This window comes from Streptomyces sp. NPDC002054, from assembly GCF_040296685.1.
Classification (GTDB): domain Bacteria; phylum Actinomycetota; class Actinomycetes; order Streptomycetales; family Streptomycetaceae; genus Streptomyces.
On the sequence record NZ_JBEOXT010000021.1, the window covers coordinates 129,592 to 152,109 of the forward strand.

At 70.2% G+C, this 22,518-nt stretch carries 26 protein-coding genes and 1 tRNA gene; 13 read left to right on the forward strand and 14 right to left on the reverse strand.

Features of this window, described 5'->3' with window-relative positions; all coding sequences use genetic code 11:
• The first annotated feature begins 12 nt into the window (after positions 1–12).
• Together ABT123_RS21340 and ABT123_RS21345 are read left to right on the forward strand one after the other, a co-directional pair.
• Positions 13–471, forward strand: coding sequence for a phage holin family protein (locus ABT123_RS21340; RefSeq protein WP_351316855.1), 459 nt, complete (start codon positions 13–15; stop codon positions 469–471).
• Positions 468–1,427, forward strand: a complete 960-nt coding sequence (locus tag ABT123_RS21345) for an alpha/beta fold hydrolase (RefSeq protein ID WP_351316858.1) — start codon at positions 468–470, stop codon at positions 1,425–1,427. Before ABT123_RS21340 ends, ABT123_RS21345 begins: the two co-directional genes overlap by 4 nt.
• Before the next feature lie 330 nt (positions 1,428–1,757).
• Here ABT123_RS21345 and ABT123_RS21350 read toward each other — a convergent pair whose 3' ends face one another.
• The 3 genes from ABT123_RS21350 to nth form a co-directional block, all read right to left on the reverse strand.
• Positions 1,758–2,960 (reverse strand): MarP family serine protease, encoded by a 1,203-nt coding sequence (locus ABT123_RS21350; RefSeq protein WP_351316861.1) that lies wholly within the window; start codon positions 2,958–2,960, stop codon positions 1,758–1,760.
• A gap of 13 nt (positions 2,961–2,973) precedes the next feature.
• On the reverse strand, positions 2,974–3,807 hold the full coding sequence (locus tag ABT123_RS21355; protein WP_351316864.1) for an NUDIX hydrolase: 834 nt from the start codon (positions 3,805–3,807) through the stop codon (positions 2,974–2,976).
• Positions 3,808–3,934: 127 nt separating this feature from the next.
• Positions 3,935–4,825, reverse strand: a complete 891-nt coding sequence (gene nth, locus ABT123_RS21360; RefSeq protein WP_502971007.1) for an endonuclease III — start codon at positions 4,823–4,825, stop codon at positions 3,935–3,937.
• A 207-nt stretch (positions 4,826–5,032) separates the two neighbouring features.
• Here nth and ABT123_RS21365 point away from each other — a divergent pair, with 207 nt between their 5' ends.
• Positions 5,033–5,707: a Crp/Fnr family transcriptional regulator gene (locus ABT123_RS21365; RefSeq protein WP_003981529.1), complete on the forward strand. Its 675-nt coding sequence runs from the start codon at positions 5,033–5,035 to the stop codon at positions 5,705–5,707.
• A 136-nt stretch (positions 5,708–5,843) separates the two neighbouring features.
• On the forward strand, positions 5,844–6,668 hold the full coding sequence (locus ABT123_RS21370; protein ID WP_351316869.1) for a nucleotidyltransferase domain-containing protein: 825 nt from the start codon (positions 5,844–5,846) through the stop codon (positions 6,666–6,668).
• A 10-nt stretch (positions 6,669–6,678) separates the two neighbouring features.
• On the opposite strand, the gene ABT123_RS21375 is transcribed toward ABT123_RS21370, so the two are convergent.
• From ABT123_RS21375 to sp36, 5 genes are all read right to left on the reverse strand, one after another.
• Positions 6,679–6,996 (reverse strand): hypothetical protein, encoded by a 318-nt coding sequence (locus tag ABT123_RS21375; protein ID WP_351316872.1) that lies wholly within the window; start codon positions 6,994–6,996, stop codon positions 6,679–6,681.
• Positions 6,993–7,838: an MBL fold metallo-hydrolase gene (locus tag ABT123_RS21380; protein WP_351316874.1), complete on the reverse strand. Its 846-nt coding sequence runs from the start codon at positions 7,836–7,838 to the stop codon at positions 6,993–6,995. The genes ABT123_RS21375 and ABT123_RS21380 overlap by 4 nt, the downstream gene beginning before the upstream one ends.
• Positions 7,835–8,737 carry an NUDIX hydrolase gene (locus ABT123_RS21385; RefSeq protein ID WP_351316875.1) on the reverse strand — a complete coding sequence of 301 codons (903 nt, stop codon included), beginning with the start codon at positions 8,735–8,737 and terminating at the stop codon, positions 7,835–7,837. The genes ABT123_RS21380 and ABT123_RS21385 overlap by 4 nt, the downstream gene beginning before the upstream one ends.
• Before the next feature lie 112 nt (positions 8,738–8,849).
• Positions 8,850–9,314, reverse strand: coding sequence for a RidA family protein (locus ABT123_RS21390; protein WP_351316878.1), 465 nt, complete (start codon positions 9,312–9,314; stop codon positions 8,850–8,852).
• Entirely contained in the window at positions 9,311–9,472 is a 162-nt protein-coding gene (gene sp36, locus ABT123_RS21395) for a Sp36 family protein (protein ID WP_007264966.1), read from the reverse strand. The genes ABT123_RS21390 and sp36 overlap by 4 nt, the downstream gene beginning before the upstream one ends.
• Positions 9,473–9,603: 131 nt before the next feature.
• On the opposite strand from sp36, the gene bagA reads away from it, so the two are divergent.
• Together bagA and bagB are read left to right on the forward strand one after the other, a co-directional pair.
• Positions 9,604–10,584: an ATPase BagA gene (bagA, locus tag ABT123_RS21400; RefSeq protein ID WP_351316881.1), complete on the forward strand. Its 981-nt coding sequence runs from the start codon at positions 9,604–9,606 to the stop codon at positions 10,582–10,584.
• A complete protein-coding gene (gene bagB, locus ABT123_RS21405) occupies positions 10,581–11,873 on the forward strand; it encodes an ATPase BagB (protein WP_351316884.1) in 1,293 nt (430 codons plus the stop codon). Before bagA ends, bagB begins: the two co-directional genes overlap by 4 nt.
• A gap of 28 nt (positions 11,874–11,901) precedes the next feature.
• Here bagB and ABT123_RS21410 read toward each other — a convergent pair whose 3' ends face one another.
• A complete protein-coding gene (locus ABT123_RS21410; RefSeq protein WP_351316957.1) occupies positions 11,902–12,252 on the reverse strand; it encodes a WhiB family transcriptional regulator in 351 nt (116 codons plus the stop codon).
• A 385-nt stretch (positions 12,253–12,637) separates the two neighbouring features.
• Between ABT123_RS21410 and ABT123_RS21415 the strand changes: the two genes are divergently transcribed.
• Positions 12,638–14,980: a transglycosylase domain-containing protein gene (locus ABT123_RS21415; protein WP_351316886.1), complete on the forward strand. Its 2,343-nt coding sequence runs from the start codon at positions 12,638–12,640 to the stop codon at positions 14,978–14,980.
• A gap of 62 nt (positions 14,981–15,042) precedes the next feature.
• Here the strand turns inward: ABT123_RS21415 and ABT123_RS21420 are convergent, their stop codons facing one another.
• Positions 15,043–15,504, reverse strand: coding sequence for a GatB/YqeY domain-containing protein (locus ABT123_RS21420; RefSeq protein ID WP_351316889.1), 462 nt, complete (start codon positions 15,502–15,504; stop codon positions 15,043–15,045).
• 76 nt (positions 15,505–15,580) lie between these two features.
• Here ABT123_RS21420 and ABT123_RS21425 point away from each other — a divergent pair, with 76 nt between their 5' ends.
• Together ABT123_RS21425 and ABT123_RS21430 are read left to right on the forward strand one after the other, a co-directional pair.
• Positions 15,581–16,519 (forward strand): metallophosphoesterase, encoded by a 939-nt coding sequence (locus tag ABT123_RS21425; protein ID WP_351316892.1) that lies wholly within the window; start codon positions 15,581–15,583, stop codon positions 16,517–16,519.
• 145 nt (positions 16,520–16,664) lie between these two features.
• A tRNA-Pro gene (locus ABT123_RS21430) sits at positions 16,665–16,738 on the forward strand.
• 176 nt (positions 16,739–16,914) lie between these two features.
• On the opposite strand, the gene ABT123_RS21435 is transcribed toward ABT123_RS21430, so the two are convergent.
• The 3 genes from ABT123_RS21435 to ABT123_RS21445 are packed head-to-tail and all read right to left on the reverse strand — an operon-like array spanning position 16,915 to position 18,222.
• Entirely contained in the window at positions 16,915–17,274 is a 360-nt protein-coding gene (locus ABT123_RS21435) for a GntR family transcriptional regulator (RefSeq protein WP_351316895.1), read from the reverse strand.
• Between the two features lies 1 nt (position 17,275).
• Positions 17,276–17,761 carry a hypothetical protein gene (locus tag ABT123_RS21440; RefSeq protein WP_351316897.1) on the reverse strand — a complete coding sequence of 162 codons (486 nt, stop codon included), beginning with the start codon at positions 17,759–17,761 and terminating at the stop codon, positions 17,276–17,278.
• Positions 17,758–18,222: a DUF1648 domain-containing protein gene (locus ABT123_RS21445; RefSeq protein WP_351316900.1), complete on the reverse strand. Its 465-nt coding sequence runs from the start codon at positions 18,220–18,222 to the stop codon at positions 17,758–17,760. Before ABT123_RS21445 ends, ABT123_RS21440 begins: the two co-directional genes overlap by 4 nt.
• 251 nt (positions 18,223–18,473) lie before the next feature.
• On the opposite strand from ABT123_RS21445, the gene ABT123_RS21450 reads away from it, so the two are divergent.
• From ABT123_RS21450 to ABT123_RS21465, 4 genes are all read left to right on the forward strand, one after another.
• Positions 18,474–19,136, forward strand: coding sequence for a sporulation delaying protein family toxin (locus ABT123_RS21450; protein ID WP_351316903.1), 663 nt, complete (start codon positions 18,474–18,476; stop codon positions 19,134–19,136).
• A gap of 118 nt (positions 19,137–19,254) precedes the next feature.
• The gene (locus ABT123_RS21455; RefSeq protein ID WP_351316906.1) at positions 19,255–19,854 is read left to right on the forward strand and encodes an SdpA family antimicrobial peptide system protein; all 600 of its coding nucleotides are present in this window, start codon (positions 19,255–19,257) and stop codon (positions 19,852–19,854) included.
• The gene (locus ABT123_RS21460) at positions 19,851–20,849 is read left to right on the forward strand and encodes a sporulation-delaying protein SdpB family protein (RefSeq protein ID WP_351316909.1); all 999 of its coding nucleotides are present in this window, start codon (positions 19,851–19,853) and stop codon (positions 20,847–20,849) included. Before ABT123_RS21455 ends, ABT123_RS21460 begins: the two co-directional genes overlap by 4 nt.
• 86 nt (positions 20,850–20,935) lie before the next feature.
• Positions 20,936–21,343 (forward strand): thiol-disulfide oxidoreductase DCC family protein, encoded by a 408-nt coding sequence (locus tag ABT123_RS21465; protein ID WP_351316912.1) that lies wholly within the window; start codon positions 20,936–20,938, stop codon positions 21,341–21,343.
• Between the two features lie 72 nt (positions 21,344–21,415).
• Here the strand turns inward: ABT123_RS21465 and ABT123_RS21470 are convergent, their stop codons facing one another.
• Positions 21,416–22,405 carry a competence protein CoiA family protein gene (locus tag ABT123_RS21470; RefSeq protein WP_351316915.1) on the reverse strand — a complete coding sequence of 330 codons (990 nt, stop codon included), beginning with the start codon at positions 22,403–22,405 and terminating at the stop codon, positions 21,416–21,418.
• Positions 22,406–22,518: the final 113 nt, after the last annotated feature.

Consider the following 22,518-nt stretch of genomic DNA (forward strand, 5'->3'; position numbering starts at 1 on the left):
AGGGAGAGAGCGATGACCGCAGTGGACCAAGGGGCGCAGGGAGCCGAGCGCACGCTCGGCCAGCTGGTCGCCTCGGCCACGGCCGAGATGTCCGCCCTGGTACACGACGAGATCGCACTCGCCAAGGCCGAGATCCGCCAAGACGTCCGGCGAGTGGGCATCGGCAGCACCGCGTTCGTCATCGCCGGCGTGCTGGCGCTCTTCTCGGTGCCCGTGCTGAGCTTCGCCGCCGCTTACGGCATCCACAACTTGGGGCTCGGCCTGGCCTGGTCGTTCCTCATCGTGGGCGTCGCGTTCCTGGTGATCGCGGCCCTGGCGGCGCTCCTGGCCGTCGCCAAGTTCAAGAAGGTCAAGCCGCCGGAGAAGACCATCGCCTCGGTCAAGGAGACCGCGGCCGTGGTCGCAACGGTCAAGCCGCACCCGCGGTCGGTCAGTGACAAGGCTGTGGGTGTGGCACGCTCGACGTCATGACAGCCAGCTCGCCGGACCCCGCCACCCCGCCCACCGCCGCCTCGGCGGTCCGGATCGGCATCCCCGGCGGCAGAGAGGTGACGCACCGGGACGTCGCCGCGAACGGCGCCCGGTTCCACGTGGCCGAGCTCGGTGACGGACCGCTGGTCCTGCTGCTGCACGGGTTCCCCCAGTTCTGGTGGACCTGGCGGCACCAGCTGACCGCGCTCGCCGATGCCGGTTTCCGCGCGGTGGCCATGGACCTGCGCGGGGTCGGCGGCAGTGACCGCACCCCGCGCGGCTACGACCCGGCCAACCTGGCCCTGGACATCACCGGCGTCGTACGGTCCCTCGGCGAGCCGGACGCCGCACTCGTCGGCCACGACCTGGGCGGTTACCTCGCCTGGACGGCGGCCGTGATGCGGCCCAAGCTGGTGCGCCGGCTGGTGGTCTCCTCCATGCCGCACCCGCGCCGCTGGCGTTCGGCCATGCTGTCGGACTTCGCCCAGAGCCGGGCCGGATCGTACGTCTGGGGCTTCCAGCGGCCGTGGATCCCGGAGCGCCGGCTGCAGGCCGACGGCGGGGCGCTGGCCGGCGAGCTGATCCGGGACTGGTCCGGCCCGCGGCCCCCCGAGGAGGAGGCGCTGGAGGTCTACCGGCGGGCGATCTGCATCCCGTCCACCGCGCACTGCTCGATCGAGCCCTACCGCTGGATGGTGCGGTCACTGGCCCGCCCGGACGGCATCCAGTTCAACCGGCGGATGAAGCGCCCGGTCCGGGTGCCGACACTCCATCTGCACGGCTCCCTGGACCCGGTGATGCGGACCCGGAGCGCGGCCGGTTCCGGGGAGTACGTCGAAGCCCCGTACCGCTGGCGGCTGTTCGACGGACTCGGACATTTCCCTCACGAGGAGGACCCGGTGGCGTTCTCCTCGGAGCTCATCAACTGGCTGAAGGACCCGGAACCCGACCGCTGACCGCCCCTGACGGTTCGTACGCTCGCATGAGGATCGTTCAAATGCCCGGCGCATAGGCCAATTGGCCGCCCCGAAAGCGGTTACCGACCTTGGGGCCCGGGCAGACGTCGGAGTATGGGCTGGACGCACGACTACGGTGACTCCGCACGCGAAACCCGCTCGGCAGCAGTGCCGGGCAGCCACGAGAGGGCAGGCCGGGAAGGCCATGACCCCCGCCTCGGGATCCCGCGCATCCTGCGCCGCAGAGCCCGCTGGGTCTCGGCCCGCCTGCGCCATCAGCGAACGTAGGACAGCCCAGCGGACGTAGGGCAGCTCAGCGGGCGCAGCAGCTCACAGGGCGCAGCCCTGGCTGTCGACCCGCTGCTGCGCCACCGCGCCGTACCGGATGTCGTCGCGGATCTCGTCCACCGTCAGGACGTAGCCGGTGTTCGGGTCGTCCAGGGACTTCGCGAACACCACCCCGTACACCTGACCCTCGGGCGTGAGCAGCGGGCCGCCGGAGTTGCCCTGGCGGACCGTCGCGTAGAGCGAGTAGACGTCCCGGCGCACGGTGCCGCGGTGGTAGATGTCCGGGCCGTTGGCGTTGATCCGGCCGCGCACCCGGGCCGCACGCACGTCGTACGCGCCGTTCTCCGGGAAGCCGGCCACGATGGCGTCGCTGCCGCCGACCGCGTCCCGCTCGGTGAACTGCAACGCCGGGGCCTTCAGCTTGGGCACGTCCAGGACCGCGATGTCGCGCTCCCAGTCGTAGAGCACGACCTTGCCGTCGTACAGCTTGCCCTCGCCGCCGACCTGCACGGTCGGCTCGCCGACCCCGCCGACGACATGGGCGTTGGTCATCACCTTGCCGGGGGCGAACACGAACCCGGTGCCTTCGAGGACCTTGCTGCAACTGGGGGCGGTGCCGACCACCTTGACGATGGACTGCTTGGCGCGCGCGGCCACCGGGCTGCTCGCCAGGGCCGGGTCCGGTGCCTGCACCTCGGTGATGGGCTCGTTCGAGAACGGGCTGAACACCTGGGGGAAGCCGTTGCGGGCCAGGGTGGAACTGAAATTCGAGAACCAGGTGTCGGCCTGCTCCGGGAGCACCCGGGACACCCCGAGCAGCACCTGGGAGTTGCGGACTTCCTTGCCCAGCGTGGGAAGTGACGTCCCGGCAAGTGCGGAACCGATCAGCCAGGCCACCAGCAGCATCGCCACCACGTTGACCAGCGCGCCGCCGGTGGCGTCGACCACGCGCGCCGGCGACCAGGTGATGTGGCGTCGGAGCCGGTTGCCGAGGTGGGTGGTGCAGGCCTGCCCGACCGATGCGCAGACGATGATCACCACCACGGCGGCGATGACCACCGGGGTGGTCACCCGGCTGCCGTTGTCGGTCACCTCGTCCCAGACCAGCGGGAGCAGGGACACGGCGACAAGACCACCGCCGAGGAAGCCGATCACCGACAGGATGCCGACGACGAACCCCTGGCGGTAGCCCACGATCGCGAACCACACGGCGGCGACCAGCAACAGGATGTCCAGCACGTTCACGTGGGCCACCGTCTCATGCGCGCCAGTCCAGCGGGACCTCACGTGATCGGTCCCACGGCCGCTCCCATCCGGCGAAGTGCAGCAGCCGGTCGATGACCCCGGCGGTAAAACCCCAGACCAGGGCGGATGCCACGGTGAAGGCCGGGCCGTGGTGGCCGCTGGGATGGACGACCGTGACCCGGTGTTCCGGGTCCGTGAGATCCGCCACGGGCACCGTGAAGACCCGGGCGGTTTCGGCCGGGTCCACGGCACCGACCGGGCTGGGGGTGTGCCACCAGCCCAGCACCGGGGTCACCACGAACTCGCTGACCGGGATGTACAGGCTCGGCAGCACCCCGAAGAGCTGGACGCCGGCCGGGTCGAGTCCGGTCTCCTCCTCGGCCTCGCGGAGGGCGGCCCGCAGCGGGCCGGTGGTCTGCGGGTCGCCGTCCTCGGGGTCGAGGGCGCCGCCCGGGAAGGACGGCTGCCCGGCGTGCGAGCGCAGGCTGCCGGCCCGCTCCATCAGAAGCAGCTCGGGCCGCCCGTCCGGCCCCTCGCCGAAGAGGATGAGGACGGCGGACTGGCGGCCTCGGCCGTCGGACGGTGGCAGGAACCGGCTGAGCTGGCGGGGCTCGACGGTCCGGGCGGCCCGCTCGACCGGCTCCAGCCAGTCGGGCAGGCCATGGGCGCTGACCCGGATGCAGTGGTCCCCGCCCTGACCGCCGCCCGCCCCCGTGCCCGTGCCCGGTCCGGCGGCGGGGCCGCCTGCCGCCCGACCGCGGTGGTACGTCGCCTCGTACGCCGGGTGATGCGGCGCACCGGCCGCTTCGGCGGCGGCCGTGGGCCCGCTCTGCTCGGCCCCTGTCATGGGCACCCCGTTCTGATCTTCACGTACCGCTCGTACCCGCACCCGCACCACGGGCCGGGGCTGTCCTCGCGCCCGGAACCAGCCCGGAACCAGCCCGGGACCTGCCGGGACCTGCCCGGAACCCCCGTCAGCCGGAGGTGCCGTCCGCCGTGCCGCCGCCCAGCGGACGGGCCGGCAGGCCCGGGTAGTCCGGCGGCGGGCTGAGCCGCTGCCCCGGCTGTCCGCCCATCTCGTACTTGAGCAGCTTCCGCGCCCTCTCCGGGTCGGTCTCGCCCTCCCCGTAGGCCGGACAGAGCGGGGCGATCGGGCAGGCCCCGCAGGCCGGCTTGCGGGAGTGGCAGATCCGGCGGCCGTGGAAGACCACCCGGTGGGACAGCATCGTCCACTCGCTCTTCGGAAAGATCGCGCAGATCTCCGCCTCGACCTTCTCCGGGTCCTCCTGCTCGGTCCACTTCCACCGCCGCACCAGCCGGCCGAAGTGGGTGTCCACGGTGATCCCGGGGACCCCGAACGCATTGCCGAGGACCACATTGGCGGTCTTGCGGCCCACTCCCGGCAGCGTGACGAGGTCCTGGAGCCGCCCGGGCACATTGCCCCCGTAGTTGTCCCGCAGGGCCACGGAGAGGCCCTGCAGGGCTTTCGCCTTCATCCGGAAGAACCCGGTCGGGCGGATCAGCTCCTCCAGTTCTTCCGGCACGGCCGCGGCCATGTCCTCGGGCGTCGGGTACGCCGCGAACAGCGCCGGGGTGGTCTGGTTCACCCGGAGGTCGGTGGTCTGGGCCGACAGGACCGTCGCGACCAGCAGCTCGAAGGGATTCCGGAAATCGAGTTCGGGGTGGGCGTAGGGATAGACCTCGGCCAGCTCCCGGTTGATCCGCCGGGCGCGGCGCACCATCGCCAGATGTGATTCCGGCTTGGTCTTTCCCACAGCTTTCTTGGCCGAAGCTTTGCCCGGGGGGCGGGCCGGAGCCGCGCCAACCCCCTGTTCGCCCACAGCTGAATTCAGGGCGGCGGTCACTCCCGCGGACCCCTTGGCCTGTGCTCTCACCGGCTTATTGGACACTCCGCCAGCCTAAGGCGCGGCAGTGACACCCGCCCGGACCTCCGGTAACACCGCACAGCACACCCGTCCGTCCGGCATCCTTGTGATTGATCGCACTGTTTGTAGCGTCCGGCAAAATGGGGAGCACGGTCCCCTGAGCCGGTCGACATAGGAGAGAGACTCGTGGACGACGTTCTGCGGCGCGCCCCGCTCTTCGCGGCGCTCGATGACGAGCAGGCCGCGGAGCTCCGCGCCTCCATGGGCGAGGTGACCCTCGCACGCGGTGACGCCCTGTTCCACGAGGGCGACCCCGGTGACCGGCTGTACGTGGTCACCGAGGGCAAGGTGAAGCTCCACCGCACCTCCCCCGACGGCCGCGAGAACATGCTTGCGGTGCTCGGCCCCGGCGAGCTGATCGGCGAGCTGTCGCTGTTCGACCCGGGCCCGCGGACGGCCACGGCCACCGCGCTGACCGAGGTCAAGCTGCTCGGCCTGGGCCACGGCGACCTCCAGCCCTGGCTGAACGCCCGCCCCGAGGTGGCCACGGCCCTGCTGCGCGCCGTCGCCCGGCGCCTGCGCAAGACCAACGACCAGATGTCCGACCTGGTCTTCTCCGATGTGCCGGGCCGGGTCGCCCGCGCCCTCCTGGACCTGTCGCGCCGCTTCGGCGTGCAGTCCGAGGAAGGCATCCACGTGGTCCACGACCTGACCCAGGAGGAGCTGGCGCAGCTCGTCGGCGCCTCCCGCGAGACGGTGAACAAGGCGCTGGCCGACTTCGCAGGCCGCGGCTGGCTCCGCCTGGAGGCCCGTGCCGTGATCCTGCTGGACGTGGAGCGACTGGCGAAGCGCTCGCGCTGAGCGATCGCGCTGTGAGAGGGGTCCTGCCCGGACGGGCGGGGCCCCTCCGCGCGTTCCCGCCCCCGCCCCCGCGGGACGACACGCCCGGCCGGGGGTGGTCCCGGCACCGTCGAGAACGCCGGGCACAGTGATCCGCATGGAGCATCGAGGGCTGGACGGACAGGGGTACATCGAACGCGAGGGAGACCTGGGCCGGGTACCCGCCGGGTTCCGGGCCGTCGTGGCAGCGGCCCGCTCCCGCACCGCCGAGGCGTACGGGCGGCGGCTGCACAGCGCCTACCTGTACGGCTCCGTGCCGCGCGGGACCGCCCGCCCCGGGGAATCCGACCTCGACCTGCTGCTCGCCCTCCAGCACGAGCCCACCCAGGACGACCGGGACATCGCCGAGGTGCTCGGCCGGGGGCTCGACGAGGACTTCGACGTGATCGACGGCGCCGGCATCCTGCTGTACTCCAAGGAGCTCCTGCTGAGCGAGCAGGAACGATACGACCTGGGCTGGTTCCTGGCCTGCCTGTGCACCCCGCTGCTCGGCTCCGATCTGGCCGAGCACCTGCCCCGCTACCGCCCGGACGGGCTGCTGGCCCGCGAGACCAACGGCGACCTGGCCGCCGTACTGCCGGCGTGGCGGGCCCGGCTCACAGCGGCACACACCCCCGCCGAGTACCGGAAGCTGAGCCGACAGTTCGCCCGGCGCCTGGTGCGGACCGGGTTCACCCTGGTCATGCCCCGCTGGGGCGGCTGGACCAGTGACCTGCGGGAATCCGCCGAGGTGTTCGGCCGGTACTACCCGGAGCGGGCAGCACAAATGTGCGCCGCGGCTGCCGCGGCGCTGGCGCCCGGCACGGATCCCGGCGTCCTGCGCAGCTACGTCGAGGACCTCGGGCCCTGGCTCGCGGACGAGTACACGACCCGGCACGGCACCAAGAGCCCCCGCCCGCCCGGCGCCCCCGGCTCCTCCTAGAACGAGCCGCCTAGAACGAGCCGGGAGTGTCCCGGGGTTCCGCCGCGCTCAGTGCGTCGACCGCCTGCTTCGCCTCGTACAGCTCGGCACCGGTGATCCGCCGGTACTCCTTGATCGCCTCAATCGTCCGGCCCGCGCCCAGCAGCTCCCGGACCCCGTCCAGCCCGGCCGGCTCCGGCTCCTCGATGCCGAAGTGGTCCAGCACCAGGCCGAGCCGGCGCTCCAGCCGGTCCGCCTTCCGCTCCAGCTGCTGGATCCGCCGGCTCACGGTGGTGGTGATCCAGCTCGCCGTGGCGATCAGTGCCAGCAGCAGGAAGGTGGTGGTCATTCGGGGCCCCCGGGGATCAGTCCGTGATCGCGCAGATACTCCAACTGCGCACGTACGGACCATTCTGCGGCAGGCCACAGCGACCGGTCCACGTCCGCATAAACATGGGCGACCACCTCGGCCGGGGTGCTGAACCCGTTCTCCACCGCCGTCTCCACCTGGGCCAGCCGGTGCGCCCGGTGGGCGAGGTAGAACTCCACGGCGCCCTGGGCGTCGTCCAGCACCGGCCCGTGCCCCGGCAGCACCGTGTGCACCCCGTCGTCGACCGTGAGGGAGCGCAGCCGGCGCAGCGAGTCCAGGTAGTCGCCCAGCCGCCCGTCGGGGTGGGCGACCACCGTGGTGCCGCGGCCGAGGATGGTGTCCCCGGTCAGCACGGCGCGGTCGGCGGGGATGTGGAAGCAGAGCGAATCGGCGGTGTGGCCGGGGGTGGGGACCACCCGCATCTCCAGGCCGCCGACCCGGATGGCCTGGCCGGCGGCCAGGCCCTCGTCCCCCAGGCGCAGGGCCGGGTCCAGGGCGCGCACCTTGGTGCCGGTGAGCTCGGCGAACCGGCCGGCACCCGCCGCGTGGTCGGGGTGGCCGTGGGTGAGCAGGGTCAGCGCGATCCGCTTGCCCGCCTTCTCGGCCGTGGCGATGACCTCGCGCAGGTGTCCCTCGTCCAGCGGGCCGGGGTCGATGACCACCGCGAGCTCGGAGTCGGGCTCGGAGACCAGCCAGGTGTTGGTGCCGTCCAGGGTCATGGCGGACGGGTTGGGGGCCAGGACATTGACCGCGCGGGCGGTGGCCGGGCCGGAGGTGACGATTCCGCGGGGCTGTCCGGGCAGAGCGGCTGCACTTGTCATGCGGGGCCCCCGGTGATGCGTACCCGTTTGGTGAACTCGTCGTGGCCGGGCCAGGAGAGCACGATCTCCCCGCCTTCCATGACGGCCCGGGCCAGGACCGGGGTGAGGTCCTGGGCGGCGGCTGCGGCAACGGCCGCGGCGGCGGTGCCGTACGGCTCCAGGGAGCGCAGGGTGGTGATGGTGGGCGGCATCATCAGCAGCTCGCCCTTGTCGTAGCCGGCCGCCGCGTCCGCGGGGCGGATCCACACGGTCCGGTCGGCTTCGGTGGAGGCGTTGCGGGTGCGCTGGCCCTCGGGCAGGGCGGCCACGAAGAACCAGGTGTCGTACCGGCGGGCCTCGAATTCCGGGGTGATCCAGCGGGCCCAGGCACCGAGCAGGTCGGAGCGGAGGACGAGGCCGCGGCGGTCGAGGAATTCGGCGAAGGAGAGCTCCCGGGCCACCAGGGCCAGCCGGTCGGCCTCCCAGTCGTCGCCGGTCAAGTCGGGGATCAGGGTGCCGTCGGCGGGGCCGGCGAGGAGCACCCCGGCCTCCTCGAAGGTCTCCCGGACCGCCCCGCAGACGATGGCCTGGGCGGTGGCGGCGTCGGTGCCGAGCCGGTCGGCCCACTCCTGCCGGGAGGGGCCCGCCCAGCCGATCCGGTGGTCCTCGTCGCGCGGGTCGACCCCGCCGCCGGGATAGGCGTACGCGCCTCCGGCGAAGGCCATCGAGGCACGCCGCCGCAGCATGTGGACGGCGGGGCCCTCGGGAGTGTCCCGGAGCAGCATCACGGTGGCGGCCCGCTTGGGCGCGACCGGGGTGAGGGACCCCTCGGTCAGGGCCCGGATCCGGTCGGGCCACTCCGGCGGATACCACTGGCCTCCGGCGGGGGCGGCGGCTGGGGACTGCTCGCGCTTCGACATGGCCGGATGCTACGACCATCCGGCCCGATGTTCGAGGGGGCCGGGCTGAGCCCGGCCCCGAGCCGTACTCCGGCGGGTCAGGAAGAGATGCAGTTAGAGATGCAGGAGGAGATCAGGAAGAGATCTCGATCTGGAACTCGACCTCGACCGGCGCGTCCAGCGGCAGGACCGCGACACCGACCGCGCTGCGGGCGTGCACGCCCTTCTCGCCGAGCACCTCGCCGAGCAGCTCGCTGGCGCCGTTCAGGACACCCGGCTGGCCGGTGAAATCGGGGGCCGAGGCGACGAAGCCGACGACCTTCACCACACGCACGATCCGGTCGAGGTCACCGACCACGGACTTGACGGCGGCCAGCCCGTTCAGCGCGCAGATCGCGGCCAGCTCCTTGGCCTGCTCCGCGGAGACCTCCGCACCGACCTTGCCGGTGATCGGCAGCGAGCCCTTCACCATCGGGAGCTGGCCCGCGGTGTAGACGTACTGGCCCGAGCGGACGGCCGGCTGGTACGCGGCCAGCGGCGGCACGACCTCCGGCAGGGTCAGACCGAGCTCGGCGAGCTTCGCCTCTACGGCACTCATGCCTTCTCCCGCTTGAGGTAGGCCACGAGCTGCTCGGGGTTGTTCGGCCCGGGCACGACCTGGACGAGCTCCCAGCCGTCCTCGCCCCAGGTGTCCAGGATCTGCTTGGTGGCGTGGACCAGCAGCGGGACCGTCGCGTATTCGAACTTCTTGGTCATGGGGCCGAGCGTAGTGCCTGCGGCCGGTGCCCCCGTGCGGCGCCCGGGGCTCGGGCGGATGCGTACGACATGTCCGGTCGGGACCACCCGGCCCGACCGGAGCGGGGGCGGAGGAATTAGGCTCGTCGGTTGTGAGCAGGCTCCAGGTGGTCAGCGGCAAGGGCGGAACCGGGAAGACCACGGTCGCCGCGGCACTCGCGCTGGCCCTCGCGCGCGAGGGCAGGCGGACACTTCTGGTGGAGGTGGAGGGCAGGCAGGGCATCGCGCAGCTCTTCGGGACGGAGGCGCTCCCGTACGAGGAGCGGAAGATCGCCGTGGTGCCGGGCGGCGGGGAGGTCCATGCGCTGGCGATCGACGCGGAGCGGGCGCTGCTGGACTACCTGCAGATGTTCTACAAACTCGGGTCGGCCGGGCGGGCCCTGAAGAAGCTGGGGGCGATCGACTTCGCCACCACCATCGCGCCGGGTCTGCGGGACGTGCTGCTGACCGGCAAGGCCTGTGAGGCAGTCCGGCGGAAGGACAAGGCGGGCCGGTTCGTCTACGACCACGTGGTGATGGACGCGCCGCCGACCGGACGGATCACCCGGTTCCTGAACGTCAACGACGAGGTGGCGGGGCTGGCCCGGTTCGGGCCGATCCACAACCAGGCGCAGGCGGTGATGGGGGTGCTCAAGTCCCCCGAGACGGCAGTGCACCTGGTGACGCTGCTGGAGGAGATGCCGGTCCAGGAGACGGCGGACGGCATCGAGGAACTCCGGGAAGCCGGGCTTCCGGTGGGCCGGGTGGTCGTCAACATGGTGCGACCGCACCACCTGGACGAGAAGGCCCTGCGGGCGGCGTCCGGTGAGCGCCGGGCCGAGGTGGCCGCGGCGCTGTCCCGGGCGGGGCTGGGCGGGGCCCGGCGCGGCGGGCCGGCCGAGCGGCTGGTGGGACCGCTGCTGGAACAGGCCGCGGAGCACGCCGAGCGGGTGGGGCTGGAGCGCGAACAGCGCCGGGTCCTGGCCGGGCTCGACGTCCCGACGTACGAACTGCCGCTGCTCGGCACGGGCATGGACGTGGCCGGGCTCTACGAGCTGGCGACTGAGCTGCGCAAGCAGGCGGGAGAAGAATGACGACCGAGGTCGCGGGGGCGGGCATGGACGCTCCGCCGGTGCTTGCGGTGGACGCGCTGCTGGACGATCCGAAGACGCGGATCGTGGTGTGCTGCGGGGCCGGCGGGGTGGGCAAGACGACCACGGCGGCGGCCCTGGGGGTGCGGGCGGCCGAGCGGGGCCGGCGGGTGGTGGTGCTGACCATCGACCCGGCGCGCCGGCTGGCCCAGTCGATGGGGATCGATGAGCTGGACAACACCCCGCGGAAGGTCGACGGCGTCGGCGGCGATGGCGACGGCTCCGGTGATCGCTCCGGCGGGGAACTGCACGCCATGATGCTCGACATGAAGCGGACCTTCGACGAGATCGTCGAGGCGCACGCGGACGGCGACCGGGCCCGGGCGATCCTGGAGAACCCCTTCTACCAGTCCCTGTCGGCCGGCTTCGCGGGCACGCAGGAGTACATGGCGATGGAGAAGCTGGGTCAGCTGCGCGCCCGGGACGACTGGGACCTGATCGTCGTGGACACCCCGCCGAGCCGGTCCGCGCTGGACTTCCTGGACGCCCCGAAACGCCTGGGGTCCTTCCTGGACGGGAAGTTCATCCGGGTGCTGATGGCACCGGCGAAGGTGGGCGGCCGGGCCGGAATGAAGTTCCTGAACCTCGGCATGGCCGGCCTGTCGCTGATGACGGGCACGCTCAGCAAGCTGATGGGCGCCTCGCTGCTGAAGGACGTACAGACCTTCGTGGCCGCGATGGACACCATGTTCGGCGGCTTCCGGAACCGGGCCGATGCCACGTACCGGCTGCTGCAGGCTCCCGGCACGGCCTTCCTGGTGGTCGCGGCGCCCGAGCCGGACGCCCTGCGCGAGGCGGCGTACTTCGTCGAGCGGCTGGCCGAGGAGCGGATGCCGCTGGCCGGGCTGGTGCTGAACCGGGTGCACGGCAGCGGGGCCGAACAGCTCTCCGCCGAGCGGGCGCTGACGGCTGCGGAGAATCTTGAGGAAGGCGGCATTGTCGATCAGGAGTCCGGGAAAGCTGGACTGCGTGACTCCGACGCCGACACTCCCCCTGACGCGGACGAGCTCACGGTGGACGACATCACCGCGGGGCTGTTGCGCCTGCACGCGGAACGGATGCAGGTGATCGCGCGCGAGCAGCGCACGCGGGACCGCTTCGCCTCGCTGCACCCCGATGTGGCGGTGGCCGAAGTGGCCGCCCTGCCCGGCGATGTGCACGACCTCGCCGGGCTGCGGGCCATCGGTGAACGACTCGCGGCCGCCGGGTCGCGGCCGGCCGGGGGTCGATAGGCGTACCTGTTCCTGTGACTACCCGCGGCTACCCGGCCGCGGCATAGGTCTCGTACGGAACGTCGAGCTCCGCATCGACATCCACGGTCAGGATGCCGGTGCTGCGCTCGTACTCCGTACGGGCGGTTTCGAGCAGCCGTCGCCAAGAGGTGACGGTGGGACGCCTGCGCAGCAATGCGCGCCGTTCCCGCTCGGTCATGCCGCCCCATACGCCGAACTCGACGCGATTGTCGAGCGCGTCGGCCAGGCATTCGGTCCGCACCGGGCATCCGGTGCACACCGCCTTGGCCCTGTTCTGTGCCGCTCCTTGAACGAACAGTTCATCCGGATCGGTAGTGCGGCAGGCTGCCTGCGCACTCCAGTCGGTAACCCAGCCCATGCCGGCGCCGTCCTCTCCCGAATCGAGGCTCCCCCACGGCGGCAGCGGCATATTCACCGCTGCCAGTTGAGGACGTTACGGAAGGCGAGCACAGTGCAACACCCCCGACGGGCCCAATCTTGAATGGTCCGAACGGACTATGGGTAAGCGGCAGATCACCCGACGGAGTGATCGCGCGACATGCCCGACCATTCCGGCAATTCGGGTGCAATCGCCAGGGGGCCAACAGAGGGAGGCGCGAGATTCGGACATCAGTCCACCCCATTCGGGAAGGGTGAAAATCAAGCCGAGGGGTTGATGTGGCACCACACTGCTGTGACAGTTGAGAGCAGCTTAGGCCAAGGCATTCGCGCGTGTCCGGCGAATGAGAACGTAGGCTGCCTCCATGGCAAAGAAGCGCTCGGGCGGAGGGCTCTCGGGGAGTCAGCAGGCCGCCAAGTTCCTCGGAGTGTCCGTTCTCTCCGGACTTGTCCTCGCCGGCATCGCGATCCCGGGCGCGGGCGCCCTGGGCCTCGCCGCAAAGGGGACCGTCGAGGGATTCGACGAGATCCCAGCCAATCTCAAGACTCCGCCGCTGAGTCAGCGCACCACGATCCTGGACGCCGAGGGTGGCCTGATCGCCACCGTGTACTCGCGCGACCGGCAGGTTGTCCCGCTCACCGCCATCTCTCCGTACATGCAGAAGGCGATCGTCGCGATCGAGGACTCGCGCTTCTACGAGCACGGTGCGGTGGACCTCAAGGGCATCCTGCGCGCGGTCAACCGGAACGCGCAGGAGGGCGGCGCCGCGCAGGGCGCCTCCACGCTGACCCAGCAGTACGTGAAGAACGTGTTCGTCGAAGAGGCCGGCGACGACTCGACCAAGGTGCGGGAAGCCCAGCAGAAGAGCCTGGGCCGCAAGATCCGCGAGCTGAAGTACTCGATCCAGGTCGAGGAGGAGCTCGGGAAGAAGAAGATCCTCGAGAACTACCTCAACATCACGTACTTCGGCCAGCAGGCCTACGGCATCGAGTCCGCGGCGCAGCGCTACTTCAGCAAGCCCGCCAAGGACCTGACGCTGGAACAGTCGGCACTGCTGGCCGGCCTCGTGCAGTCGCCCAGCCGGTACGACCCGGTGAACGACTCCACGGAGGCGATGAACCGCCGGAACGTGGTCCTCCAGCGGATGGCCGACGTCAAGGACATCTCGCAGGCGGAGGCGGACGCCGCCAAGGCCAAGCCGGTCCAGCTGAAGGTAACCAGGCCGCGCAACGGCTGCATCACCGCCGTGAAGGGCGCCGGCTTCTTCTGTGACTACGTCCGCAACACCTTCCTGTCCGACCCGGTGTTCGGCGCGAGCCGGCAGGACCGCGCCAAGGTCTGGAACCAGGGCGGCCTGACCATCCGTACCACCCTGGACCCGCAGTCCCAGGACTCGGTCAACGAGTCGATCAAGGACCACGTGGATCAGGACGACAAGGTCGCGACGGCGGTGACGCTGGTCCAGCCGGGCACCGGCCGGGTCATGGCCATGGGCCAGTCCAAGCCGTACGGCTTCGGGAAGAACGAGACCCAGATCAACTTCTCCGTGGACAAGCGGATGGGCGGGTCGAACTTCGGCTTCCCGACGGGCTCGACCTTCAAGCCCTTCGTGGCCGCCGCCGCCATCGAGCGGGGCATCCAGCCGTCGAAGACCTACCTCTCCCCGTACCAGATGGAGTACCCGAGCCCGGTGCAGACCTGCGGCGACCGGCCGTGGGTGAACACCGGGAGGCCCAAGGACAAGGTGGAGAACGAGACCGAGTCCGAGGTCGGCCCGTACGCCATGAGGGAAGCCATGGCGCTGTCGGTCAACACGTACTTCGTCGAGATGATCAGCGAGATGGGCCTGTGCCCGCTGACGGAGATGACCAACAAGCTCAAGGTCATCCCGGCGGACGGCACCAAGCTCAAGCAGGTCCCCGCGATCTCGCTGGGCACCGAGGGCATGTCCCCGCTGACCATGGCCAACGCCTACGCCGCCTTCGCCAACCGGGGCACCTACTGCACGCCGGTCGCCATCGAGTCGATCACCGACTCGCACGGCAAGGCGCTCCAGGTCCCGAAGACCAAGTGCGACCGGGTGATGGAGGAGAGCACCGCCGACACCATCAACACCCTGCTGCTCGGCGTGGTCGACTCCGGCACCGGCCGGCAGTCGGGCCTGACCGACCGGCAGAGCGCGGGCAAGACGGGTACCACGGACGAGCGCTACAACGCCTGGTTCGTCGGGTACACGCCGAACCTGGCGGGTGCCACCTGGGTCGGCTCGGGCGGCTCCAAGCAGGTCTCGATGGAGCGGATCACCATCGGCGGCGAGTACTACGACAAGGTCTTCGGCGGCGGTCTGCCCGGTCCGATCTGGAAGCAGGCGGTCTCGGGCGCGCTGGCCGGCCGCCCGGTGGAGAACTTCGTCACGGTGACCATGCCGCCGGATGCCTCGGTGCCGGTCCCCGGCGGTCGCGGCAAGCCCAACCGGCCCAACCGGCCGGGTGACGGCAAGCCCGGCGACGGGCGACCGGGCGGGGCGGCGGCCGGGACGGCCGCCGGCGCAACCGGCGGTCCGGGCGGCGGCCGACCGGGCGGCGGCGCGGGTGGCGCGGGCGGCGCAGGCGGCGCCAATGGCGCGGGCGGCAATACGGGCAATCCGTTCCCCGGCCTCCCCGGCGTCATCGGCGGCCCGAACAACGGCACCGGCGGCCCTCGCTGAGGCTCGACCGACAGGTAAAGGGGAGGGCCCCGGCCATTCAGGCCGGGGCCCTCCCCATTTAGCTAGGCGAGCAGCTGCTTGACGACGGCGGCGACCCGCCCGCCCTCGGCCAGCCCGGCCACCTTCGGGCCCACGATCTTCATGACGGCACCCATGGCGCGCGGCCCCTCGGCCCCCGCCGCCTTGGCCTCCGCGACGGCCTGGGCCACGATCTCCCGCAGCTCCTCGTCGGTCAGCTGCTTCGGCAGGTACTCGTCCAGGACCTTGCCCTCGACGATCTCCCGCTCCGCCTGCTCGGGACGGCCACCCTTGGCGAAGGCATCGGCGGCCTCGCGGCGCTTCTTCGCCTCCTTGGCGATCACCTTGAGCACCTCCTCATCGGAGAGCTCGCGGGCGGTCGTGCCGGCCACCTCCTCCTTGGTGATCGCGGAGAGGGTGAGGCGGAGGGTGGACGAGCGCAGCTCGTCGCGCGCCTTGATGGCGGTGGTGAGGTCGTCCTGCAACTTGGCCTTGAGCGTGGTCATGGTTCGAGTCTGCCAGGTGGCCCCCCGGTGCCGCCCACTCGTTTTACGCATCCCCGCCATCTGCGACGATGTCCCCATGCGCGCGCGTTACGGAGTACCCCTGAAGGTCACCGCCGGCATTGCGGCGGTCGGGGCAGCCGGAGTGGCTTACGCCGCCGGCTTCGAGGCGAGATCCTTCCGGCTGCGCCGGGTGACCGTGCCCGTCCTGCCGCGCGGGATGCGTCCACTCCGGGTCCTGCAGGTCTCGGACATCCACATGGTGCGCGGCCAGCACAAGAAGCGCGCCTGGCTGCAGTCCCTGGCCGGGCTCCGCCCGGACTTCGTGGTCAACACCGGCGACAACCTCTCCGACACCGAGGCCATCCCCGACGTGCTCGATGCGCTCGGTCCGCTGATGTCCTTCCCCGGCGTGTACGTCTTCGGCTCGAACGACTACTACGGGCCGCGGCTGCGCAATCCCGCCCTCTACCTGCTGGAGAAGGTGCAGGGCCGGCACGGCCTGAACGGCAACAAGCCGGTGGTCGGTGCCGTCCACAACCGGTGGGAGGAGATGCGGGACGCCTTCGACGAGGCGGGCTGGCTGAACCTCACCAACACCCGGGCCCGGCTCAAACTGCAGGACCTGGAGCTGGCCTTCACCGGACTGGACGACCCGCACATCAAGCGGGACCGGTACGAGCAGGTGGCGGGCGGACCGGAGCCGGACGCGGACTTCTCCATGGCCGTGGTGCACGCGCCATACCTGCGGAGCCTCGAGTCGTTCACGGCGGACGGCTACCCGCTGATCCTGGCGGGCCATACGCACGGCGGGCAGCTGTGCATTCCCTTCTACGGCGCCCTGGTCACCAACTGCGACCTGGACACGGACCGGGTGAAGGGCCTCTCCACCCACGAGACCGACGGCCACCGGTCCTTCCTCCACGTCTCGGCCGGCTGCGGCACCAACCGATTCACCCCGGTCCGCTTCGCCTGCCCACCGGAGGCAACCCTGCTCACGCTGACACCGCCGGCCTAGCCTTCTGTGCGCTGGGCCTCGCCCTGATCCGGGCAGGCCGCCGCCGCCCGGCCCCCGCCTCGCCGTAAACCGGATTTCGTCTACGGGCGAGGGTCCGCTAGAGTAATCGATGTCGCCAGGACAGCAAGCCTGTCAAGGCGGCGATCGGGGTGTAGCGCAGCTTGGCAGCGCGCTTCGTTCGGGACGAAGAGGTCGTGGGTTCAAATCCCGCCACCCCGACAGAGAAATACCAGTTCAGGGGCCTGATCCATTTAGTGGATCAGGCCCCTGAGTGGTTTCCGGAGATCGTTTGGGAGAAATCTGGGAGAAGGGCACGTAAGGCGAGCCCTGATCGGGTCTGTCCAGCCGACAGACCCGACCGATGCCCTGTTCGCTGCTGACAGGAACACCTCTGTTCAGGTGGTCGGATCGAGCTGTTCGGCAATGAGTTGGAGGATGTCGGGCCCTGTCATGCCTGTTCCCCTAGCAAGGGAAATGAAGTGTCGGCATGCGTCGATGACCAGGGCCTGGCCGGCGGCTTCGGCGGTGACGACCGCTCCGCGTCCGGGGCGGAGTTCGATGAGCCGCTCGTCCCTGAGGATCTGGTAGCCGCGCAGGACGGTATGCATGTTGATGTCCAGGGTGCGGGCCAGGGCGCGGGCGGAGGGCAGGCGGTCGCCCCTGCGGAGCTTTCCGTCGGCCATGCTGCGGCGTACGGAGGCGGCGACCTGCTCCGCGAGACTCTGGGGTGAGGACGAGTCGATGGTGACCAGCATGTCAGGGACCTTTGCGTCCGTGAGCCAGGAGATCGTTGGTAAGTTCAGCGGCGGTACCGGCGTCGTCGATGGTGATCACGAACTGGTTGCCCCCTGTCAGGGTGAGCCATAGGGCGTCACCTTCGCGCAGCGATATGGAGCTGAGGCCCGGGTTCCAGCGGTAGCCCCATCCCCCGATCTCAGTGGGCCGGGTCCAGCGGGCGGAGGCGCTCTCGATGCGTTCGAGGGGAAATCGCCGGCGCAGGAAGGGGAACACAGCGGAGCCGGCGGTGACGCCGCGGGCAGAGACGGTGACGCGGATGGCTCCGGTGGCCAGGAAAGCCGCGGAGACGACCAGGAGCCACAGGGCGATGGCCCGGTGGGGGCGGTCGACGACCGCAACGACAGTCAGGCCAACAGCCGAGACGGCGCCGGTAGCGAGCATCCAGCCGCTGGCCAGGAAGCGATGCCAAACCATTACCGGGTGCGAAGCGGAAGGGCGGTTCATGCCCGCCGCCGGGAGACAAGCCAGACCACAGCGCCCGTTGCTGCACCGACTGCAATGGCTACAGGCAGTTGGTAGAGGGGCAGTTGGATGCTGTGTCCGTCGGCAACGCTGACGGCCCGCATGGCGGCAACCAGGCCGTAGGCGGTAGCGGCGGACAGGCCGGAGGCGAAGACGGCCAGCGACCTGGCCGTCGTCAGGGCCGACCTGGAGGAGAAGCCCGCGGCGATGGTGCCGACGGCTTCGATCACGAACAACAGCATGTATTGGCCAAGTGTTGTGGTGGGTGAGCTGTAACCGTCGGCGGCGCCGTCGAGGGTGAAGTGAGTGGCGATCTTGTCGGGGAACGAGTCCCGGAGCAGCAAGAACGCGATTGAGGTGGCCAATGCCCCGACTACGAAGGGCGCGGCGACTAAGGCCGCGCGTCGCGTGAGGCCGACAGGCGGCGCGGGATGCGTCGACATCGACATCGATCCTCTCTGTGGATCACGTCACTGGATTTGTTTGTATCGAGATAGAACAATTCGATCGGTCAGGGATCCCCATACCCAGGCTGCTGTCGGCTACACGTAACCGTGAGTACTTGGCTTGATTTCCCGACATCGCCCGATAAAGAACGTTGACCTGCCATCGAACGCTTGTAGCGTTCACTCGTCCATGATCCACGGTTGCGATGAGTAACCACTGGAACATCACGAGAAGCAGGGAGCTGTACATGCACAGGCGCACAAGCGTCGCCATCGCCGCCGTCACCGTCCTCGGGCTCGGCGGTGTCGTAGCCCAGCAGGCTGTGGCCACACCCGTAGCGAGCCAGGCCGGTTCGTCCTTAGCCGCCGCGTCCACGGCCGAGGCCGCCCAGGACGGTCGGGCTCTCTTCGAAGGCCTGGCCTTCGCCCAGGGGGCCGTAGCGGCAGAACTCGCCGACTCCGGCGCGTTCGTGGACGTCGCGGCCCTCCGCGAGAAGAACAGCACCGCCGAGCAGCGGCAGGCCGTGTCCGGGGTCCTGGACCGGATACAGAGGGAGCAGCCGCAGTTCTTCGGCTCCTTCTCGGCGAAGCTCCGCTCCGGCGACCCTCGACAGGTGGAAAGCGGGGTCGCCGAGGCCGGCAAGATCCTGCAGTCGCTGGCGTCGTCGAAGGCGGCCAACGCCGGCGACATCGGAACCGGAACCGCTCAGTGCGCGACCGTGGTGCTCGCCGTCAACGTGCTGGTCGCCGTGAACCTCGGCGGCGCGGTCAACGTCTCCGTCGCCGTCAACATCCAGGCGGCGGGCAACATTGTGAACGCGCTCAACTTCTGGTCCTCGCCGTCCAACGGCGGGAGTTCTCTGACGAAGGACGAGCAGATCGCCGGGCTGACGCGGGTCCTGGCGGCCTAAGCGCGGCGCACAGCGGCGGGCCGGCCTCCAAGGCGCCTGGCGGCCGGCCCGCCGCCTCTCGTCCTCCGCTCCCGCAGGCCACCAGGCTTCGCCGACCAGTCAAGGGCACATCCGTCCCATGCGTCTCACCGACAGAATTCAGCTGCACTCCCACTCTCCCGACCATTCGGTCACCGTGCCCCGCACCTGGGTCACGGCGACCACCGCGGCCTGGGTCGTCATCTGCCTCTACGTGGCCCAAAGCTTCCTGCCGCACAACACCATCTCCCTTCCCGGGCAGGGCAAGACCCGGAAGGTGGCGACCGTGATCGCTCCCCAGGGCTGGGCCTTCTTCACCAAGTCCGCAAAGGACTCTCAGTACGCCCCCTACCGCATGACCGGCGGCCAGTGGCACAGCGCGGCGCTCACCCCGCACTCCAAGCCGTCGAACGCCTTCGGGCTCGACCGCGCCTCCAGATCCCAGGGCATCGAGGTAGCCCTGCTGCTCCACCAGGAGAACGTCGCGTGGACCCCGTGCGCGGAAGCGCGTTCGGTGACGGACTGCCTGAAGAGAGCAGCAGCCCAGGCAACGACGACGACCAACCCCTCACCGGACCCAACCCTGTGCGGACGCGCCGCCGTGGCGGATATGCGGCCGGTCCCCTGGGCCTGGCGTCACCTCTCCCCTGAGCCTCACACCCCCGAGCGCATCGCTGTCTGGGATGTGACGTGCCCGTGAACCAACGACGCATCCCGCTGCCCTGGACCAACGTCTACGGCTTCGCCCGCACCCTCGTTGCCCTGGGCACGGCCGGAACCCTGGCCGCATCGAGTGCGGAAACCCTGTTCCGGCCCGTGGCCACCATCGGTGACTACCCGGCCTGCACCTCCACCACCGCAGCCAGCATCTTCTGCCTTTCTCCGGACGACTACACGCACCTGACCTGGATCAAATGGGGGTGCGTCATCGCCCTCTTGGTCGTCGCATCGGGCTGGCGTCCCCAGCTCACCGCACTGCCTCACGCCTACATCAACTACAGCGTCTTCTCTGGCATCGCGATCGTCGACGGCGGCGACCAGATCGCCCTGATCCTCTCTGTCCTGTTCGTCCTCCCAGCCCTCGGGGACAGGCGGCGCTGGCACTGGGCACAACCTCCAGCGCGGACGCCGCAGACGCGCGCCACCCAACTGCTCGCACTCATCGGCACCGGCGGACTGGTCATGCTGCGCCTCCAGATGATCGTCGTCTACTTCCAGGCTGCCATCGCCAAGCTGCCCCATGGCGAATGGCAGGACGGAACCGCCATGTGGTACTGGGGCACCAACCTCGACTTCGGCCCCGCCCCATGGCTCGACACGCTTGTCGCACCTGTCATTGGCACCCCGCTCGGGGTGGCGCTGATGACCTGGCTGCCCCTCGCTATCGAGGGCTCCCTGGCCATCTCCCTGCTGCTGCCGCAGCGCCTGCGATGGTGGGCCATGGGCGCCGGCCTCATCTTCCACCTCTCCATCGCCCTGATGATGGGACTTTGGAGCTTCGCCCTCGCCATGGCCGGAGGAATCCTCCTGCTGTGCCTGCCGCTCGGCTCCACCATCCAGTTCCACATCACCAAACCGGCAGCCCCCACGCTCCCCACACCCGAACAAGATGCCGAGCCGGCACACGTCGGCGAGCAAGCCGGGGCGGCCGCACTCCTACGGCGCGGGCAGACGGACGAAATGGGACTCACATAAAGCCAGCAGCAATGCCGACAAGGAACGGCACACGATGGTGCGCACGCCGAAGGAGGCGTCAGCTCAGGATGCAAGGGAGAATCCCAGTGGCCGAACGTCCCATACTGCTTTTCGACGGCGACTGCGGCTTCTGCGCCAAAGCCGTCGACACCGCCGTGCGCCTGCTGGACACCGACGCCGTCATCACCCCCTGGCAGTTCGCCGATGTGGACGCACTGGGCGTTACCGTCGAACGAGCCGACCGCGAGGTCCTGTGGATCGAGCCCCGCACTGCGGTCGTGCACGGCGGCGCGGATGCGGTGGCTCACCTGCTGAGACAGTGCCCGCGCCGGTCCTGGCGACTCACAGGGCGGGCCATGACACTGCCCCCGATCAGCTGGACTGCCCGCCTCGTGTATCGGGTCGTGGCCATGAACCGCCACCGCCTCCCCGGCGGGACTGTGGCCTGTTCCCTGCCGGCTCGCCTGCGCCCCGCCACCCGTGACAGCGTCTGACACCACCCCCGACCGCGTATGGAGACACACTGCGCCAGTCCGACCGTTTTGCGAGCGGTCTCAGTTCTGGTCTCAGCCGTTGAGAACGGCGCGGCACACACGACAGAACATGGCGGCGTCCCGCCCGTACCTGCGCATCAGCTGGCCGCACTCAGAGCACGGCCCGAGCTCCCACGGCGGGCAGCCCAGCGCGGCGGAGGCAGCGGCCCGCTCGACGGCAGTGATCAGCATCGGGTTCCGGGACCGCTGAGCCGGCATTCGGGCGAGGGTGAAGCCGCCGGTGGGCTGGCCGAGATCGCGGATGGGCCGGGCGTCGCTGACGAACCAGCCCTCCTCGCCGGCCCGGCAGGTCCGGTCCACCTCCTGCTCGGCGAAGGTGATCTCGTCGTCGCCCTCCTGCACGGGGAAATCAGGGAGCGGCTCCTCCTCACCGATCAGCTCCCGCCACCGCTCGCAGTCAGCCGACGGCACCCACATGTGCCGTCCAGCCCGGCCGCTGCCGCGGTTGGGAACGTAGACCGGCACGCTCTCCCGCGTGGCGCTCTCCAGCACAAGGTCTTCGAGGTGGACCGCCCTCTTCTCCGGCTCGCACAGCGCAGGCACGAACCAGTCGGAGTGAACACCACCACAATGACCCGCACCGTCGGACAACAGACAGTGCCGGTTGCTACTGGGCACGCACTTCCACACCTGCAGATAGCGGTACCCGCCGCGGATCACCATCTCCTTGCCGCCGGCGATGTTCTTCCACGGCATGTCGTCCACGCGAGCCCAGGGCGCGCGGTCGATGAGGGAGGCTGTGCGGTCCTTGGCCACCCACAGGGGCGTGATGTCGTGCTGCACGGCGTTGACCGAGCGGCGGTGCACGCTGCTGGGGCTGAGGTGGTGGTACTGGATCTCCCAGCCGATCCGTATGCCCCCAGGGCCGGTGACGAGGGCATCGGAGATACTCCGCCGGTTCGCCGTGGGAACCTCCGCCTCTGCGCCCAGGCCGTACCGCGAGGCAGTCTCGACGATCCGCTCCTTCGTGAACTCTCGTGGATCCCGCTGGAGGCCGCGCACATCCTCCAGTCCGGCCAGGGCGCCCTGCTTGGACGCCTGTCCGACTAGTTACTCGTCAGTTCACGACTCGCCCCAGAACGCCAGGATGCGGCTGCCACACAGCCTTGCACAGG

What these genes read in the sequence shown, in the direction of transcription:
- ABT123_RS21370 (WP_351316869.1), top strand. Translation starts at nt 5,844, where the DNA reads ATGGAGCATCGAGGGCTGGACGGACAGGGGTACATCGAACGCGAGGGA.
- ABT123_RS21345 (WP_351316858.1), top strand. Translation starts at nt 468, where the DNA reads ATGACAGCCAGCTCGCCGGACCCCGCCACCCCGCCCACCGCCGCCTCG.
- sp36 (WP_007264966.1), bottom strand. Translation starts at nt 9,472, where the DNA reads ATGACCAAGAAGTTCGAATACGCGACGGTCCCGCTGCTGGTCCACGCC.
- ABT123_RS21380 (WP_351316874.1), bottom strand. Translation starts at nt 7,838, where the DNA reads ATGACAAGTGCAGCCGCTCTGCCCGGACAGCCCCGCGGAATCGTCACC.
- ABT123_RS21450 (WP_351316903.1), top strand. Translation starts at nt 18,474, where the DNA reads ATGCACAGGCGCACAAGCGTCGCCATCGCCGCCGTCACCGTCCTCGGG.
- ABT123_RS21420 (WP_351316889.1), bottom strand. Translation starts at nt 15,504, where the DNA reads ATGACCACGCTCAAGGCCAAGTTGCAGGACGACCTCACCACCGCCATC.
- ABT123_RS21440 (WP_351316897.1), bottom strand. Translation starts at nt 17,761, where the DNA reads ATGAACCGCCCTTCCGCTTCGCACCCGGTAATGGTTTGGCATCGCTTC.
- ABT123_RS21425 (WP_351316892.1), top strand. Translation starts at nt 15,581, where the DNA reads ATGCGCGCGCGTTACGGAGTACCCCTGAAGGTCACCGCCGGCATTGCG.
- ABT123_RS21415 (WP_351316886.1), top strand. Translation starts at nt 12,638, where the DNA reads ATGGCAAAGAAGCGCTCGGGCGGAGGGCTCTCGGGGAGTCAGCAGGCC.
- ABT123_RS21455 (WP_351316906.1), top strand. Translation starts at nt 19,255, where the DNA reads ATGCGTCTCACCGACAGAATTCAGCTGCACTCCCACTCTCCCGACCAT.
- ABT123_RS21340 (WP_351316855.1), top strand. Translation starts at nt 13, where the DNA reads ATGACCGCAGTGGACCAAGGGGCGCAGGGAGCCGAGCGCACGCTCGGC.
- ABT123_RS21435 (WP_351316895.1), bottom strand. Translation starts at nt 17,274, where the DNA reads ATGCTGGTCACCATCGACTCGTCCTCACCCCAGAGTCTCGCGGAGCAG.
- ABT123_RS21390 (WP_351316878.1), bottom strand. Translation starts at nt 9,314, where the DNA reads ATGAGTGCCGTAGAGGCGAAGCTCGCCGAGCTCGGTCTGACCCTGCCG.
- ABT123_RS21385 (WP_351316875.1), bottom strand. Translation starts at nt 8,737, where the DNA reads ATGTCGAAGCGCGAGCAGTCCCCAGCCGCCGCCCCCGCCGGAGGCCAG.
- ABT123_RS21410 (WP_351316957.1), bottom strand. Translation starts at nt 12,252, where the DNA reads ATGGGCTGGGTTACCGACTGGAGTGCGCAGGCAGCCTGCCGCACTACC.
- ABT123_RS21355 (WP_351316864.1), bottom strand. Translation starts at nt 3,807, where the DNA reads ATGACAGGGGCCGAGCAGAGCGGGCCCACGGCCGCCGCCGAAGCGGCC.
- bagB (WP_351316884.1), top strand. Translation starts at nt 10,581, where the DNA reads ATGACGACCGAGGTCGCGGGGGCGGGCATGGACGCTCCGCCGGTGCTT.
- ABT123_RS21445 (WP_351316900.1), bottom strand. Translation starts at nt 18,222, where the DNA reads ATGTCGACGCATCCCGCGCCGCCTGTCGGCCTCACGCGACGCGCGGCC.
- ABT123_RS21375 (WP_351316872.1), bottom strand. Translation starts at nt 6,996, where the DNA reads ATGACCACCACCTTCCTGCTGCTGGCACTGATCGCCACGGCGAGCTGG.